This window comes from Candidatus Eremiobacteraceae bacterium (assembly GCA_035710745.1).
Taxonomy (GTDB): Bacteria; Vulcanimicrobiota; Vulcanimicrobiia; order Eremiobacterales; family Eremiobacteraceae; genus JANWLL01.
Window position 1 is genome coordinate 228,010 of the sequence record DASTCX010000016.1, and the last position, 16,048, is coordinate 244,057.

At 65.2% G+C, this 16,048-nt stretch carries 14 protein-coding genes; 9 read left to right on the plus strand and 5 right to left on the minus strand.

Annotation, left to right across the window (positions count from 1 at the left end):
- The first annotated feature begins 1 nt into the window (after window position 1).
- The 6 genes from VFO25_06800 to VFO25_06825 all read left to right on the plus strand — a co-directional run bounded on the left by VFO25_06800 (window position 2) and on the right by VFO25_06825 (window position 7,524).
- On the plus strand, window positions 2-1,063 hold the full coding sequence (locus tag VFO25_06800) for an EscU/YscU/HrcU family type III secretion system export apparatus switch protein (protein ID HET9342605.1): 1,062 nt from the start codon (window positions 2-4) through the stop codon (window positions 1,061-1,063).
- Window positions 1,060-3,105 carry a flagellar biosynthesis protein FlhA gene (locus VFO25_06805; GenBank protein ID HET9342606.1) on the plus strand — a complete coding sequence of 682 codons (2,046 nt, stop codon included), beginning with the start codon at window positions 1,060-1,062 and terminating at the stop codon, window positions 3,103-3,105. The genes VFO25_06800 and VFO25_06805 overlap by 4 nt, the downstream gene beginning before the upstream one ends.
- A gap of 171 nt (window positions 3,106-3,276) precedes the next feature.
- Window positions 3,277-4,560 carry a protein translocase subunit SecD gene (gene secD, locus VFO25_06810; protein HET9342607.1) on the plus strand — a complete coding sequence of 428 codons (1,284 nt, stop codon included), beginning with the start codon at window positions 3,277-3,279 and terminating at the stop codon, window positions 4,558-4,560.
- A 15-nt stretch (window positions 4,561-4,575) separates the two neighbouring features.
- Complete coding sequence (gene secF / locus VFO25_06815; GenBank protein ID HET9342608.1) at window positions 4,576-5,784, plus strand: protein translocase subunit SecF; 1,209 nt, start codon at window positions 4,576-4,578, stop codon at window positions 5,782-5,784.
- The gene (locus tag VFO25_06820; protein HET9342609.1) at window positions 5,738-6,676 is read left to right on the plus strand and encodes a cation diffusion facilitator family transporter; all 939 of its coding nucleotides are present in this window, start codon (window positions 5,738-5,740) and stop codon (window positions 6,674-6,676) included. The genes secF and VFO25_06820 overlap by 47 nt, the downstream gene beginning before the upstream one ends.
- Before the next feature lie 101 nt (window positions 6,677-6,777).
- Entirely contained in the window at window positions 6,778-7,524 is a 747-nt protein-coding gene (locus VFO25_06825; GenBank protein ID HET9342610.1) for a hypothetical protein, read from the plus strand.
- A gap of 63 nt (window positions 7,525-7,587) precedes the next feature.
- Here VFO25_06825 and VFO25_06830 read toward each other — a convergent pair whose 3' ends face one another.
- Together VFO25_06830 and cysC are read right to left on the minus strand one after the other, a co-directional pair.
- A complete protein-coding gene (locus VFO25_06830; GenBank protein ID HET9342611.1) occupies window positions 7,588-8,403 on the minus strand; it encodes a PHP domain-containing protein in 816 nt (271 codons plus the stop codon).
- Entirely contained in the window at window positions 8,400-9,266 is an 867-nt protein-coding gene (cysC, locus tag VFO25_06835; protein ID HET9342612.1) for an adenylyl-sulfate kinase, read from the minus strand. The genes VFO25_06830 and cysC overlap by 4 nt, the downstream gene beginning before the upstream one ends.
- A 48-nt stretch (window positions 9,267-9,314) precedes the next feature.
- Between cysC and VFO25_06840 the strand changes: the two genes are divergently transcribed.
- Entirely contained in the window at window positions 9,315-10,277 is a 963-nt protein-coding gene (locus VFO25_06840) for a hypothetical protein (protein ID HET9342613.1), read from the plus strand.
- 49 nt (window positions 10,278-10,326) lie between these two features.
- Here VFO25_06840 and sat read toward each other — a convergent pair whose 3' ends face one another.
- Complete coding sequence (gene sat, locus VFO25_06845; GenBank protein ID HET9342614.1) at window positions 10,327-11,490, minus strand: sulfate adenylyltransferase; 1,164 nt, start codon at window positions 11,488-11,490, stop codon at window positions 10,327-10,329.
- A 175-nt stretch (window positions 11,491-11,665) separates the two neighbouring features.
- Here sat and VFO25_06850 point away from each other — a divergent pair, with 175 nt between their 5' ends.
- Entirely contained in the window at window positions 11,666-12,634 is a 969-nt protein-coding gene (locus tag VFO25_06850) for a sulfotransferase (GenBank protein HET9342615.1), read from the plus strand.
- Between the two features lie 17 nt (window positions 12,635-12,651).
- Entirely contained in the window at window positions 12,652-13,650 is a 999-nt protein-coding gene (locus VFO25_06855) for a sulfotransferase (protein HET9342616.1), read from the plus strand.
- Here VFO25_06855 and VFO25_06860 read toward each other — a convergent pair.
- Both VFO25_06860 and VFO25_06865 read right to left on the minus strand, forming a co-directional pair.
- Window positions 13,634-14,860 (minus strand): glycosyltransferase, encoded by a 1,227-nt coding sequence (locus tag VFO25_06860; protein ID HET9342617.1) that lies wholly within the window; start codon window positions 14,858-14,860, stop codon window positions 13,634-13,636. The two genes, VFO25_06855 and VFO25_06860, sit on opposite strands and share 17 nt — an antisense overlap.
- Window positions 14,857-15,975: a glycosyltransferase family 4 protein gene (locus tag VFO25_06865; GenBank protein HET9342618.1), complete on the minus strand. Its 1,119-nt coding sequence runs from the start codon at window positions 15,973-15,975 to the stop codon at window positions 14,857-14,859. Before VFO25_06865 ends, VFO25_06860 begins: the two co-directional genes overlap by 4 nt.
- Between the last annotated feature and the right edge of the window lie 73 nt (window positions 15,976-16,048).

Here is a 16,048-nt window from a genome sequence, read left to right on the forward strand (position 1 = left end):
TATGAGCGACGGGCACGAACGGTCCGAGCCGGCGACGCCGAAACGGCGAGAGCGTGCTCGGCGCGAAGGCGATCGTCCGCGAAGCACGCTCGCTCCGTCCGCGCTCGCGATCTCGTGCGCGATCATTCCCGCGCTATACGGCACCGGGTTCGCTTCGTCGTGGATCGCCGCATTCGCCGCTGCGGCGGACCTCGCCGCCGAGGCAGGGGCGCGCCGGATCGCACCGGTGCAGACCTTCGTCGTCGCGACGACCCCCGCGGAATGGATCGTCTGTCTTCTCGCGTGCCTCGGTTCCACACTCGCAGCGGTCGGATCTGGCGCCGCATCCGGCGCGCTCGGGTGGTCGCCAGGTTCGATCGGGCCGAAATCGTGGAGTCGAGCATTCCGACTGCGGCCGCCTATCGATTTCGAAACGTTCATGCAGACGCTCGTATCGGCGATCGCCGCCGTGGCGGTCGTCGTCGCCGCGCTGCCGGCGGTGGCCGATGTCGTCGAGCATGTCGGCGGCAGCTCGTGGCGATCGACGACCATGGTGCTCTCGGACGCTCTATATGGTCTGTGGTGGCGAGTCAGCGCGGCCTTGTGCGTCATCGCCGTCGCGGAAGTCGCGATCGCGCGCCGTCGGCACGCGACGCGCCTACGGATGACACTCCGTGAAGTCCGCGACGAACGCACCGAGCAGGAGGGTAAGCCGGAAACCCGATCGAGGCGCCGCGGAATCGCCATACGTCGCGCGAAGAGGATACGGCTCGAAGCGCTACGCCGTGCATCGGCCGTCATAGCGAATCCGACGCACGTCGCCGTCGCGCTTCGGTACGATCCTCCCGGAATCGACGTCCCCGTCGTCGTCGCCGCCGGCGCCGGTTTGGCGGCGACGTTCGTCCGCACGATCGCGGCATATCACGAGATCCCGGTCATCGAATCGCCGGAGTTGGCACGGGCGGTCTTCGCGCGCGTCGACATCGACGAGCCGGTCCCCGAAGAATTCTACGCCGCGATCGCGGCGATCTTCGCGTGGCTGATGCGCACACGTGGGCGGCTTGGCGGAAATCCGGATCGGTGATCGCCATTCAGCCTAAAACCGCGCTCGCGTTCGCGGTGCTGGCGATCGTCGCCATGCTCGTCGTGCCCCTGCCGCCGGTGTTGCTTGATGCGTTACTCGCTTTGGACGTCATGGGCGCCGCGGCGGTGCTCGTCATCGCCCTCTCGATCCAAGATCCGCTCGAGCTGTCGGCCTTCCCCGCGCTCCTGCTCATCGCGACGCTTTTCCGCCTCGGCCTCGACGTATCGGCGACGCGTCTCATCTTGACGCAAGGCGCGATCCCCGGCGGCGTCGGATCCGTCATCCCCGCTTTCGGCGCATTCGTGATGCGAGGCAATGCGGTCGTCGGTCTGCTTCTCTTCATCATCCTCATCGTCGTGCAGCTCGTCGTCGTCACGAACGGGGCCCAGCGGGTCGCGGAAGTCGCGGCCCGGTTCACGCTCGACTCGATGCCTGGAAAGCAGATGGCGATCGACGCGGATCTGCACGCGGGGATCATCGATGCGGCGGGCGCCAAGGCACGACGGTGCACGCTTCAATCGGAGGCAGATTTCTACGGCGCGATGGACGGCGCCGGCAAGTTCGTGCGCGGCGATGCGGTGGCAGCGCTCGTCATCGTCGGCATCAATCTCGTCGCCGGCATCGCGATCGGGGTTTTCCAAGAACACATGGATGCCGCGAACGCGGCCGCGACGTACGCCCCGCTCTCGATCGGCAACGCGATCGCGACGACGCTGCCGGCTTTCCTGCTCTCGACGGCCACCGGCATCATGGTCACCCGCGCGGCATCGGATGCGGGGCTCGGCGATGACCTCGCGCGCCAGCTCGTCGCACATCCGAGCGCGCTCCGCGCGGTCGGCATCGCGATGCTCGCCCTCGCACTCGTGCCCGGCTTGCCGCACCTCGCATTCGGCCTGCTCGGGATTTCCGGCATCGCCGGGGGAGCGGCGGCCGCTAAACGTTCTGAGATCAAACGCATCCGCCGAGCGCAGGAAGAAGCATTGCGGCGGCGAGCACGAGCGCGTCAACCAGATCACGTCGTCGCACTGCTCGGCGTCGACCAATTGGCGATCGACGTAGGAGAAGCGCTCCTGCCGTTGCTCGATGAACCGGCGGCGACGGCGCTCCTCGCGCGCATCGCCGCGCTCCGGCGTCGGCTCGCGATCGAGTCCGGCGTCGTCATTCCGAGCGTGCGGGTCCGCGATGACGACCGGCTGCCCGCACGCGGCTATGCCATACGCGTGCGCGAACGCGTCGTCGCGCGCGGTGAGCTCCGCGCGGACCGAGCGCTTGCGATCGGCAAACCGGCTGCGCTCTCCCGGTTGGCAGGCGCCGAAGCGACCGACCCCGTGACCGGCTCGAGCGCGAAATGGCTCGAACCATCGACAGAAGTTGGCGCTCCCGGTTCGATCGTCGTCGACCCCATAGCGGTGTTGGCCAGCCGCCTCGGCTCGGTCGCGCGAGAACATGCCGCGAGCCTGCTCGGCCGTCAAGAAGTGAACGATCTGCTCGAACACGTCCGAAAGACGCATCCCGCCGCGGTGAAAGGCGTCGTGCCCGAGCTTGCCGGTCTCGGCCTCGTGCAGCGCGTGCTCCAGCATCTCGTGCGCGAAGCCGTGTCGATCCGCGACGTCGTGGCGGTCCTCGAGACGATCGCCGACGAGGCGGAGCGGTCGAAGGACGCAGCGCTGATCGGCGAGGCCGTGCGCCGTCGGCTTGCGCCAAGCATCTGCGATGCGCATGCCGACGGCGATGGTCGGATAGCTGCCGCGGTCTTGTCACCCGCGCTCGAAGCGCAGATGAGCGACGCGATCGTCTCGGACGAAAGGGGTCCGGCACTTGCGCTCGACATCGACGCCGCGCGTGCGCTCGCGCGAGAACTTCGTGCGCTTGGATCTCGCGACGAGCGGACGGTTCTGTGCTGTTCCCAAGCGGTCCGACTGCCGCTCGCACGGTTCGTCGAAGCGTGTGGCATACGGGCGTCGATCATCGGCCTTGCGGAGATCGCACCCGGCTACGTCGTGATACCGACCTTCACGCTCGAACTTCCGACCGAAAATTGAGCCAGTCGGCACGTGGCGGAAAGGGTCACCCTACAAGGCCGCGGGACGGGGTGCCGCGAAACTCCCGGCCAGACTGAAAACGGTCGACCCTAACGGGTCGACCGAAGCGTCCGTGACGTTGCGTGCCGCGGCGTTGCGCCCACTCCCGCCCGCGAAGGCCCGGACTCATACATGTTCTGGTACCGCTGGAAGCATCCGATAAAGTTCGCGATCATCATCGCGATCTGCGTCCTCTGCTGGTTCGCCTTTAACCCGGTGTCGCAAAAGATCCACCTCGGTCTCGATCTCCAGGGTGGCTTGCGCGCGCTCGTCGAGCTCGAACCAACCCCGCAATATCCGCAGATCAACTCCGACATACAAGCCGAAGAACTGCAGGTGCTGCAGAACCGGCTCGGCGGTATCGGCGTCAGCGAACTCACCTTCGAGAAGGTTGGCGTCAACCGCATCAACATTGAGATGCCAGGCCTCAAGGATCCCGAACAAGCGATCAAGCTCATGCGTAACGCCGCGGTCCTCGAGATGTATCCGTTGACGCAGGCGCAGGTCGACAGAGCGCAAAGCGACCCGAACTTCAACCCGTACACCGCGGCGACGTCGAAGGGCCAGCAGCCGATCATCTCGGGCACCGACATCCAGCACGCAAACGTAGGCTCTGATCCGGGCGGCGCTGTGGCGGTCGACTTCACGCTGACGAGCGACGGGTCGAAGAAGTTCTACAACTGGACGAAGGCGAACATCGGCAAGCCGCTGCCGATCTTTCTCGACAAGAAGATGATCGAAGCGCCCGACATCGAGGGAGCGATCGCGAACAGCGGCGAGATCCACGGCGGCGGCATGACGCAAGACAGCGCTGTGCTTCTCGCGACTGAGCTGAATGCCGGCGCGCTCAAAGTCCCGACGACCCTCATCGAAGTCGAAAACGTCGGTCCGACGCTCGGTGCGATAGACTTGCAGAAGTCGCTCATCGCGTCCCTCATCGGACTCGGGGTCGTCCTGCTGTTCATGCTCGTGGTCTACCGCGTGCCAGGCGTACTAGCCGACGTCGCGCTCGTAGTCTACTGCTTCCTCATGCTCGGCTATGTGACGGCGTTCGGCGTCGTGCTGACGCTGCCGGGCATCGCGGGTTTCGTGCTCTCGATCGGTATGGCGGTCGATGCGAACGTCCTCATCTTCGAGCGCTTGAAGGAAGAGCTCTGGGCGGGGCGCACGACGCGCGCCGCGGTCGGCGTCGGCTTCCGGCGCGCGTTCACGACCGTTTTCGATTCGCACGTCACCACGATGGTCGGCGCCGCGGTCCTCTACGGGCTCGGCACCGGCACGGTCAAAGGCTTCGCGCTGACGCTGCTCGTCGGCACCGTCTTCTCGCTCCTCACTGCGGTCAACATCACCCGCGCGTTCGTCGACGTCGTCGTCGACAACGACGTCGTGACGTCGCCCGTCGCGTTCGGCGCGTAAGGAGCGACAGCGAAGATGTTCTTCCGCAAGCTCAACTGGGATATCGTCGGCCAGCGCAACATCTGGTTCGCGATCTCCGGCGCGATCATAGTCGCCGGCATCATCGCGCTCTTCGTGCATCACGGGCTCAAGCTCGGCCTGTCGTTCACCGGCGGCACGACGATCGACGTCAAGTTCCGCGCGCCGGTCACGGAAACGAACATCCGTCAGGCGCTGGGCGCGATCGATCTGAGCGGTGTGAACTCGTCAGACAAGGCGCAGTACGCAGGATTCGTCGAGAACTCCGAGGGCATCCAACTCGCGAGCAAGCCTGAGGACAAGCTCCAAAACGATCGGGCCGTCATCTCGCTCCAAGGCACCGTGCCCGATCCCGGCCCAGTCTTCAACGCCTTGGACAAAGCTGGATTGCAGGTCGACCGCGCTCAGAGCCAGGTGACGGCCGTGGGGCCGAGCCTGTCGCAAGAATATCTCAAGAAGTCGCTGTGGGCGCTTGTCATCGCGCTCGTCCTGCAGCTGCTCTATATAGCCTTCCGATTCGGCAACCAGCTGCGCTACGGCGTCATCGCCGACCTCGCGCTCATCCATGACGTCCTCGTCATGGTCGGCATCTATGCGATCGCGAACCGGCCGGCGGACGACGCGTTTCTCGCGGCGTTGCTCACCGTCATCGGCTACTCGGTAATGGACTCGATCGTCATCTTCGATCGGATCCGTGAGAACACGAAGCTCATGACCGACGTGCCGTACGACAAGATGGTGAACACGTCGCTGCTTCAGACGATGACGCGCTCGGTCAACACGCTCGCGACCGTCCTCATCACGCTCTTCGCGCTCTACTTCTTCGGCGGCGACACGCTGAAGAATTTCGCCTTCGCGCTCATCGTCGGCGTGACGAGCGGTGCGTACTCGTCGATCTTCATCGCGAGCCCGTTGCTCGTGCTGTGGAAGAACGCGAACGATCGCTCGCGCAGCGCGCGGCGCGCGGCGATCGCGAGTTCACCGCAGCCGGCGAAGCCGAGCGGCACGCCATCGGCGGCGGCTACACCCACGCGCCGCGTTCCCCCGAAGGTGAAGCGGCAGTCAGCGCCGCCGCCGCGCTATCGCCGCAAACGGGATGAAGCGGGCGTCGAGACGCCGACCGACGGTACGAGCGTCGGCGTGCTGACGGATCCGGACGATGCAGCAGACGCCTCCGTCGACGACGGACCGCCCACCCAGAGCTAGCGGCCGCATCGCGGCGCTCCGCGATACCGCGAGGACGCGCGTCCTCGCGCTGCGTGCGCCGCTTCTCTCGAACGCACTGCTCGTCATCGCGAAGCTCGTCGTCTGGGCCGTCTCGGGCTCGGTCAGCGTACTCTCGGAAGCGGCGCACTCACTCGCCGATCTGCTCGTGACGACGATGCAGGTCGTGACCGTTCGTCTCGCGTCGCGACCTGCGGACGAGAACCACGCGTATGGTCACGGCAAATTCGAGAACTTGAGCGCGGCTATCGAAGCGCTCCTCATCCTCGCGACCGGCGCATTCGTCGTCGCGCAGGCGATCCCGCACCTCATCCATCCGGCCGAGAATTTCCCGCGCCTCGACATCGGCATCGCGCTCATGTTCGGTTCGGCGGTCGTGAACATCGTCGTGTCGTCGCGGTTGCAGTCGGTCGCGAAGCACGAGCAGTCGCCGGCGCTCTTGGCGGAGGCCGCCCAGCTGCGGGCCGACGTCATCACGGCGGCCGGTGTCGGCGTCGGTCTCCTCGCCATCCGTCTCACCGGCGCGACGATCATCGACCCGATCGTCTCGCTGCTCGTCGCCGGGCTCATCGCGAAAGCGGCGTTCGACGTGAGCGCGCGCGCCTTCGTCGACCTCACCGACGGCCGGCTTCCGCCGCAGGACGAAGCGCTTATCCGCGAGATCATCGACGAGCATCGCAGCATGTTCGTCGGCTATCACAAGCTGCGGACGCGTCGCTCCGGCGGCGGCGAGTTCATCGACTTCCACCTGCAGATGCGCGGCGACATGCCGCTGCGAGATGCGCACAACGAGTCGGACAAGATCGTCGTCGCGATCAAGCAAGCGCTGCCGCGAGCACACGTGCTCATCCACCTGGAACCCGAAGAAGGCTGACCTTTGCGAACGCGACCATACCCAAAGATAAGGGAGCGGTCGAGATTTATCTCGACCGCCGCGGTCGAAACAATTCAGCGAAGACCCAAGTAGCAGCTCCCATGACGTTGGCTAGAGGCCTATCAGCTGCCGTGTCGGGATTGGCGCTCTCGTATTTCTTGCTCGGCTGCGGTTCTACAGACGCGGGGAATCCTCCAGATTCAGCCGGCGTACTGGCGAACGTCCCGGTGAAGTCGGATGGACCCGTCTCTCTCGAGGTGTCGAGCGGTAACGCTAATGTAGACATCAAGGTTATCGGATGGGACGGTGGATACGTCAAAGTGAGTCAAACGCGGTCCGACCACACGTCAACCAAAGTGGAAGTGCTCAAGTCTTCGACCGAAGGCGGGGCGACGTTGCGGATCACCGTAACCCCGACCTCAACGCTGGTCTCGGATCTGATGCGTCTTCGGCAGCCGTACGAGTCCATCAGCGTTCGCATCCCTCGTCAGGCCCGTTTCTCCCTTACGACGTCGAACGGTGCCGTCGAGATCGATAAGGTCATCGGGCCGATCAATGTCAAGACCGATAACGGCCCCGTGACCGTTGATGATACGGGAAGCGTCGTCGACGTGGATACCCAGAACGGCCCGATCATGATCGGTGTGGCGGACGCGAGCAGGGTTCCAGACATCCGCGTCTCGCTACTAGACGGCCCGATCGAGCTGCGCGTACCCAAGAACTTCAAGAGCGACATCCAAACTCACGTGACCTTCGGTCCCGTGAACGTCGACTCGTCGATCCAGTCGGGCCCCGGAACCGTGAACCTGCGGACTGTCGCCGGCCCGATCGACGTCATCCACAACTGAAAGTCCGCGGCGGTCGAGCTGAAGCTCGACCGCTACACGTTCGTTTCGGTTAGCCAGTCGGGTCTAGGCGATGGCGGCGACGCGCTCGAGGAACCGGTCGATGCGCGCTTTTTCGAAGCGCACGCCGATCGGCGGATGCGTCTCCGGCGCATGGAAGTCAGAGCCGCCCGTCGCGACGATCCCACGTTCGTCCGCGAACGCGTAGAGGCGTTGCTCATCGTCCGGCGTCGCCGTCGGGTGGACGACCTCGACGCCGTCTGCGCCGAGCTTGTAGATCTCTTCGAGGTGATGCGGCTCGCGTAAGCGATTCGGATGCGCGATGACGCAGATGCCGCCAGAACGGTGGATGAGGTCGATGATGTCGCCGGACGTCAGGCGCTTCAGTTTGACGAAGCCCTTCTCGCCGTCTGCGAGATACTTGTCGAAGGCCTCCTGGATATTGGAGACGATGCCCTTGGCGAGGAGCGCGCGCGCGAGATGCGGTCGGCCGACGCTCGACCCGCCCTTGACCTGCGCCTTGACGTCGTCGTACGAGACGGCGACGCCGAGGCCGTTCATGCGCTCGATGATGGCACGCATGCGTACTTCGCGCTCTTCGCGCTGCTTGCGAAGCGCGGTGAGAAGCGGCGTGTCGTCCGACGTCACGCCGTAGGCCAACAGGTGCACCGTGTGCCCCGCGTGCTCCGTGTCGACTTCGAGACCCGGCACGCAGCGCGACGCGAGGTCGTCGGGAACAGGATACGCGGCGATCGTGTCGTGATCGGTGATGCAGAAGAGTTCGAGATGCTTCGCGCGGATCTCGTCGAAGACGCGCTCCTTCGGCCATGCGCCGTCGGAGCACGTCGTGTGCATCTGGAGATCGACGAGCATTTCGCTCATTTGGCGGCTGTTTGACGAAGGACGTCGGCGCGCAGGTAGCCGCGCTCGACGAGGTACGCCAGCACTTTCTCGGCGCTCTCGTCGGGGGTCTCGTCATTCGTCATGAGATGGACTTCGGGGGATTCCGGCGGCTCGTACGGATCGGACACGCCGGTGAATTCCTTGATCTCGCCGCGGCGTGCCTTCGCGTACATCTCGACCTTGCCGTCGCGCGTCTCGCAGATCTCGATCGGGCAATCCGCGTAGACCTCGATGAAATCGTCGCCGACCATCATGCGCAGCTCGTCGCGCGTCTGGCGATAGGGCGAGATCGCGGAACAGATGACCGCGACGCCGTTGCGCTCGAGCAGATGCGCCACAAAGCCGATGCGGCGGATATTCGTGTCACGGTCCTCTTTCGAGAAGCCGAGGCCCTTCGAGAGGTTCGTCCGGACGACGTCGCCGTCCAACGACTCGAATTTGCGCCCGCCCGCGCGGATGCGCTGTTCGAGGATCCGCGCGATCGTCGTCTTGCCGGATCCGGAGAGCCCGGTGAACCAGATGATGAAACCCGTGTCCGTCGTAGCCAAACTCGTATCGCTCCTCGTCAGAAGTGTGCCGGCGCTAGTAGGTCCGACCCTCATTTGTGGCGCCGCGTGACAGCCCTGTCCGTCCATGGTCCGCACGGCCCCGCATCGGCCCTTTCGAGGAATTTCGGCGGGTACGGCTAGGACCAGTAGACCGGTCGTCCCTTTGCGTGGTTCGTTCGTGAGGGACGGTGAGCTTACCGTCGGCCCCGACCGGAAAAGTCGCATGCTGCGACCCCGCTCACGGTTGCAACAGCGAGACGACGCCGCGCGTATAAGCAGACAACCGGGCGACATCTGTCGCCCCGGTTTAGGCCGACCGCGGCATGGCGGGAGTCAGCGGACATGTTCGTCGCAAGAACGATTGCGCTCATCGTCGGTTTCACGATCGCGGTCGTCGTAGCTGCAAGGCCGGCTCCGGTCGACCTTAATGGTCGACCGCTCCGTGCCAACATCGCAAGAATCATCGCGACGATCGATGGTATGAAATCGTCCGCGCCGCTGGCGACCGCAACGCTCTCGCCGGACGAGATCTATTCTAAGTCCGTCCACGAGATGCGATCACTCGCACACACCGGCAACCCGCCGTATCTCGTCTTCGACTTGCATCTCGTCAGCCACAACCTTCATTGGTATCCGCAGACGGATGACGGGCTGACGGATTGGGAAGTGAGGCTCGTCCACGCGAACGAGACCGCGGACTATCGCGTCTGGTATCGATCGAAGGACGAGCGAGCGCTCGTCCAAGACGCTGCGACGCACGCGGCTTACGAAGGCGAGTCGCCTTTCGCGCCGGAGACGACCGACTTCTCGGACATGACGGGCACGAAGTCGACACCACTGCCATCGCCCTCACCTGCCGCGGGCAAGGCAAGCGACGCGCCGGCCCAAGTCATCGGCGCGATCACCGTCAACGGAAGCCAGCATTACGCGATCGATCTCGTCGGCATGGAACAGCGTGACGGGAGGCAGACGTATCACCTCCATCTGCGTGCGTTCCGTGACGCGATGGATTATCCGCTGACGGATCTATGGGTCGACTCAAGCGACTATCGGATCGTCGGCGCGCACGGCGAGGTGACCGTGCGAGCGGTCGCTGCGCTCTTAGGCGTCGGCGTCACCGCGGACTTCGCGCAGGCTGATAAGTACTGGCTCGTCTCGACGATGGATGTGTCGCTCAAGGGCTACATCGCATTCTGGCATGCGAATACGGAGACGTCGATGACGGCATCGGTCGTGTCGATCCCGGCGACGTTGCCCGAGAGCTACTTCAAGAACGCCACGACGCCGGCGTCGGCGCATCGTTAGCGGACGGCCGCGGCGGTCGAGATAAATCTCGACCGCTCCCCGGCTTTTATTACGAGACGGTCGTCGACATCGCGGAGATCAGGACGTCCGCAACCTCGGGCCGCGAGAACTCTTGCGGAGGACGCTCGCCGGCGCGAAGCATGTCGCGGACCTTCGTGCCCGACAGCGCGACGTGGTGCGCCTTGTCGTGCGGGCATGTCTTCGTCGTCGCCATCCCCTCGCAGACGTTGCACCAGAACGAGTGCTCGAAGCGGAGGATCGTAACCCCGAGTTCGCTCTCGATGCCGTCGAAGATCTGCTGTGCGTCGAAAGTGCCGTAATACGAGCCGACGCCCGCGTGATCGCGGCCGACGATGAAGTGCGAGCAACCGTAGTTCTTGCGCGCCGTCGCGTGGAGCACCGCTTCGCGCGGCCCGGCGTAGCGCATCGCTGCCGGGAAAACTGAAAGCACCGTCCGTCCGAGCGGATAATATTTCTCGAGCAGCACGTGATAGCAGCGCATGCGGACGTCCGCGGGAACGTCGTCGCCCTTCGTCTTGCCGACGAGCGGGTGAAGGAGCAAGCCGTCGACGATCTCGAGCGCGACCTTCTGCAGATACTCGTGCGCGCGATGCACCGGGTTGCGCGTCTGAAAGGCGACGATCGTGCGCCAGCCGAGCTCTTGGAATTTCGCGCGCGTCTGCGCGGGCGTCATCGTCTCCGCCGGGAACTGCGGCGCAGGCATCTTGAGCAGCGTGATCTTGCCCGCGACATATCGAGGACCAGCCTCGAGCACAGCAGCGACGCCCGGATGCTCTTTGTCGCTCGTCCGATAGACCTTCTCGGCTTCGCGCGCCGGATCGCCCTCGAAGACCTCGTCGATCGCGATCGTCGCGATGACGTCGCCGGTCTCATCGACGAGCGCCGCGGTCGAGCCGGCTTTGACGTCCGCTCCCCTGACCGGCAGAACGATCGGCATCGACCAGATAAGACCGCTTCGCAGTCGCATGTCGTCGACGACGCTGCGATAGTCGGCCGATCCCATGAAGCCTTCAAGCGGTGAGTACGCACCGGTCGCGATGCAGATGACGTCGCAGATCGATCGATCGCTCAGCTCGACGCGCGGCATCGACCGCGCCGCAGCGAGACCTTTGCCGGCGGCATCGGCATCGGCGACTCGGTTGACGAGCGTGCCGCCGTGCGGCGCGACGAGAGCCGGTTTGGGATCAGGCACAAGGTCCTCCAGGACGCGCGAAGAGGCGTCGACGTTCTAGAACGATTCGGGGAGTTCGCACTTCAACCAGCCTCGCGACCCATCCCTGCGAAGCGAGCGACCTCATGACCATAAGATGGATACGATGGGCCACGATTTAGGAGAAGCGGCCCCACGTGCGGAAGGTGTTGCCGGGATGAGATCGACGCTCCGGACGATCGCGGCTGGTTTGAACCACGTGTTTAGGCGCGTGCATTTCGACCTTAATCAAAGCATCACCGCGACGACTTTCGTCGCGGGAACGGGTCGCAGTGGGACAGCCTGGGTCGCGAACATCGTCAACTACGATCATAGTGCCCGCTACATATTCGAGCCGTTCAATCCGTTCAAAGTGCCCGAATGCGCGGGATTTCGCTACCGCCAATACCTCCGCCCCACCGAGACGGCCGAAAAGTATGTCGGTCCTGCGCGTATAATCCTGAGCGGTCGAATAACAAACGATTGGATAGACCAGTTCAACCGCGCCGTGGTCAGCCGGCGGCGGGTCGTCAAAGAGATCCGCGCCAACCTCATGCTCAAATGGTTGAAGGAGAGATTCCCGGGCATCCGGCTCATCATGATGTTCCGACACCCATGCGCCGACGCGTACTCCCGCTTGCGCCTCGGTTGGCAGAGCCACCTCGACGAGCTGCTGGCGCAAGACGACCTCGTCGCCGATCATCTCGCGCCGTTCGTCGCCGAGATGCGCGCGGCGCGCACGCCGTTCGAACAGCACGTCTTCCTTTGGTGCGCTGAGAACTTCGTGCCGCTCCGACAGCTCGAGCCAGGCGACGCCGCATTCGTCTTTTACGAGAACTTGTGCACCGATCCACAGGGCGAGGTCAAGAAGCTTTTCGGTTTCCTGAACCGCGAGGTGACACCCGAAGTGTACGGCCGGTTGGCACAGCCGTCCGAGCTCACAAGCGAGGAGAGCGCGGTCAACAGCGGCGGCGACCTCATCGAAGGTTGGCGCAAGTCCGTCGACGCGCGACAAGCCGAGCGCGCGATCGACATCCTCCGTCTCTTCGGCCTCGATCGGATCTATTCGCTCGACACGTCGATGCCCGACGTCGCCGCAGCGACCGCGATGGTCGGCGCGCGCCCTGCACCTGCGGGCGTGGGCTGACGAGGCGAACGGGGCGCATGGGTTCGATCCGAGACTGGCTCAAAGGACAGTTGTCGCCACAGGTGCGGCAGCAGATCAAGCGCGTCGTCAATTGGCCGCCGATCATCGACGTCGGCAAGTTGAGCGATGCCGTCTTCCTGGCGGGAACGGGCCGAAGCGGCACCGGTTGGGTCGCGAACATCATCAACTACGACAACCGCTACCGCTATATGTACGAGCCGTTCTCGCCGCGCGTCATCGACACGGTCGCCGCGTTCACGTGGGGGCTGTACATCCGGCCCGACGATCGATCCGAGAAGTATATCGAGCCGGCGCGCCGGCTCCTCGAAGGCAAGGTCGGGCACTATCCGAAGCTCGATCGCGCGAACAAGCGCATGTTCGCCCGTAAACGCCTGCTGAAGGAGACGCGGGGCAACCTCTGGCTCAAGTGGCTGCGCGTCAACTTCCCAGAGGTGAAGATCGTCCTGCTCATGCGCCACCCGTGCGCTGCGGTCAACTCGCGCATCAAGCGCGGCAACCTCGTGCTCTTCGATCAATTCCTCCAGCAGCCGGAGCTGATGGCCGATCACCTCGCGCCGTTCAAGGCCGACATCGAAGCAGCGCGGAACGCGGACGAGTTCAGCAAGCGCATCTACATGTGGTGCGTCAACCACTACGTGCCGCTGCGGCAGTTCGCTGCGGGCGAGATCCACCTCGGCTTCTACGAGAACTTCGCCGAGAATCCGAACGACGAGATCCGCAAGCTCTTCGCGTTCCTCGGCGAGCCCTTCTCCGACAAGATTTACGAGGCGGTGAAGCGGCCGTCGGAAGTGACGCGGCCGGACGCCGCGATCCTCACCGGCAAGAGCATCGTCGGACATTGGCAGGAAGAGGTCGGCGCCGAGCAGACCCGCCGCTCGATCGACATCCTGCGGCGCTTCGGTCTCGACGCCATCTACGACGAACAGCCGATGCCGAAGGTCGACGCCGAGCATGCGTTTTTCTCGGCGCGCGAACCCGCTACGCGTCCCCGATGACGCGCTCGTGCATCGCGACGATTCGGTCCGCGATGCGCGGCCAATCGTAGTCCGCCGCTCTCGACATCCCGCCGTCGCGCAATCGCGCCCATAGCGCGTCGTCCTCGATGACGCGCGCGCAATCGCGTGCGAACATATCGGCGTCGTCAACCGACATGAGGTCCGAGCCGCTTTCGTGCGGCAGTCCTGAAGCGCCCGACGGTGTCGTGACGACGGGTCTTCCCGCAGCCCACGCCTCGAGCAGCCGCAGCCTCGAACCGCTCGCCGCGAGCACCGGCACCGCGATGACCTGAGCGCGCGACAATTCGTCACGCATGTCGGGCGGATTCGGCACGAGCACGAGACGCGGGTGCGCGCGCAGGCGCTCGACGAGCGCCGGCGTCATCCGCCCTGCGACGCGGACTTCGACCGGCACGCCGCCCGCCGTCTCCGGCAAGCGCGGCAGCACGTGCTCGACGAACCACATCAGGCCTTGTTGCGTCGGACGCCAGTCCATGCTTCCGGTGAGCGTGATGCACCCGCGCTTCGGCGCTGCCGAGCGAACGGTCGCATAGCGCGCGACGTCGACGCCGTTGGGGATGACGGTCGACTTCGACGCCGCGCCGGCCCAGAGTTTCTCGAGATCGTCGACATCGTCTCCGCTGCACGCCGACACGTGGATCGATCGCTCGACGATCCTACCCTCGACGCCGCCGACGCGCGCCGCGTCGATCCGGACGAGCGCGCTCATCGGCCAGCGTTCGTAGTCGGCTTGACGGCGCACGAGCGCCGACTCGCAGTTGTGCGCGTCGTACCAGACGGGCGGGCAGTGCGTGCGCGGCAGCGCCACGTGTTGGTTGAGGTCGCCGACGTGGATCGCCGCGTACGCCTGCTCGCGGCACATGCGCGCGACGTGGTCCGCTTGCGCGCGCGTCACTTGGCCGGCGCTGAAATACGAGTTCGACGGCCGCAACGCATCGGCGATGCGGAGCGCCGTGTACGCGAGGCCTTGCGGTCGCGCGAAGCTCGCGATGGACGCGCACGCTGCGGCGAATTCGGGCGGCGGCGTCGAGTCCGCTTGCTCCGCGACGACGAGATCGAGTTCGTATCGGCGCGCGACGCCGATCGCCATCCAATAGTTGCGGATGAGCGCGCCGCCGTTGAGCTTCCATGGCGCCTGCTGGACGAGCATCAGGTATCGCCGCTTCGGACCGGATCCGGAAGCGTTCATCCGGCGCGGCGTATCCCGACGGCCTCGCGATAGACGGCCGCATACTGCCGTTCGACGACGCTCATGCGAAAACGTTCGAGAAACCGTCGCCTTGCCGACTCTCCGAGCCGCGCTCGCAGCGCGTCGTCGTCGCGCAGCCTTCGGACGCCGCCGAAGATCGATTCGGGATCCGGCGCGACGAGCAATGCGTCGACGCCGTCGCGAACCGCCTCGCTCGTCGCGCCGACGTTCGTCGCGACGATCGGAAGACCGGCGCGCATCGCCTCGAGGAGCGAGAGGCTTAGACCTTCCGTGAACGACGGCTGCACGTAGATGTCGAGCGCATCGAGATACGCGTCCGCCTCGGCGAGAAAGCCGAGGCACGTCACGTTGATCGGCGCCGACGCGCGCAATTGCGCCTCGAGCGGGCCGCTGCCGGCGACGGCCCAGCGGACCGTATCCGCACCGTCGAGCCGCGCGGCATTCGCGAAATTGTCGACCCCTTTTTCTGCCGACAACCTACCGAGCATGCCCGCGACGAACTCGCCGCTTCTCCAGCCGAACGTCGCGCGCGCTGCGGTGCGAGCCGCTTCATCTGTCGCGGGGCCGTCGGCGATCGCGTTCGGCACGAACCTCGTCCGCACGCCGCGGCCGAACGAGCGCAGCATGCCGGGATCGGGCGCGGTGACGAGATCGCTCATGCCGCCGGTCATGCGATCGAGCGCGTTGTAGAGGCGAAGCTTGACGTCCGTCGTGACGAAGCCGTGGCACGTGCCGATGAGCGCCGCCATCTTCAAGCCCGACGTCCGCCCGAAACGGCCGACGATGTTCGCCTTGTAACCGTGCGTGTGGAGGACGGGCGCTTTCGCGGCATCGAGCGCATCGCGTAGCGCGCGAAGCACACGCGTGGGCAGCGTACGCTCTTCGTCGCTCAGGACGTCGACGCGGAAGCCTTCGTCGCGCGCCGTCGCGGCGAGCGAACACGGCGCGAGCACCGCGAGTCGCGCATCGACGTCGCCGGCGTCGCGCTGCGCGCGCATGAGCCAATGGATGACGCGCTCTTTGCCGTACATGACCTCGCCGCCGCCGGACGCTTCGACGAGATGCATGACCGTGACGTCGGGATCGCGCGCCATGAGGCTGGTGTTGGCAATTTCGACTCGCCATCCTTGCGGCCGGAGGGAGGCGCCGGCGGTGCACCAAACAACG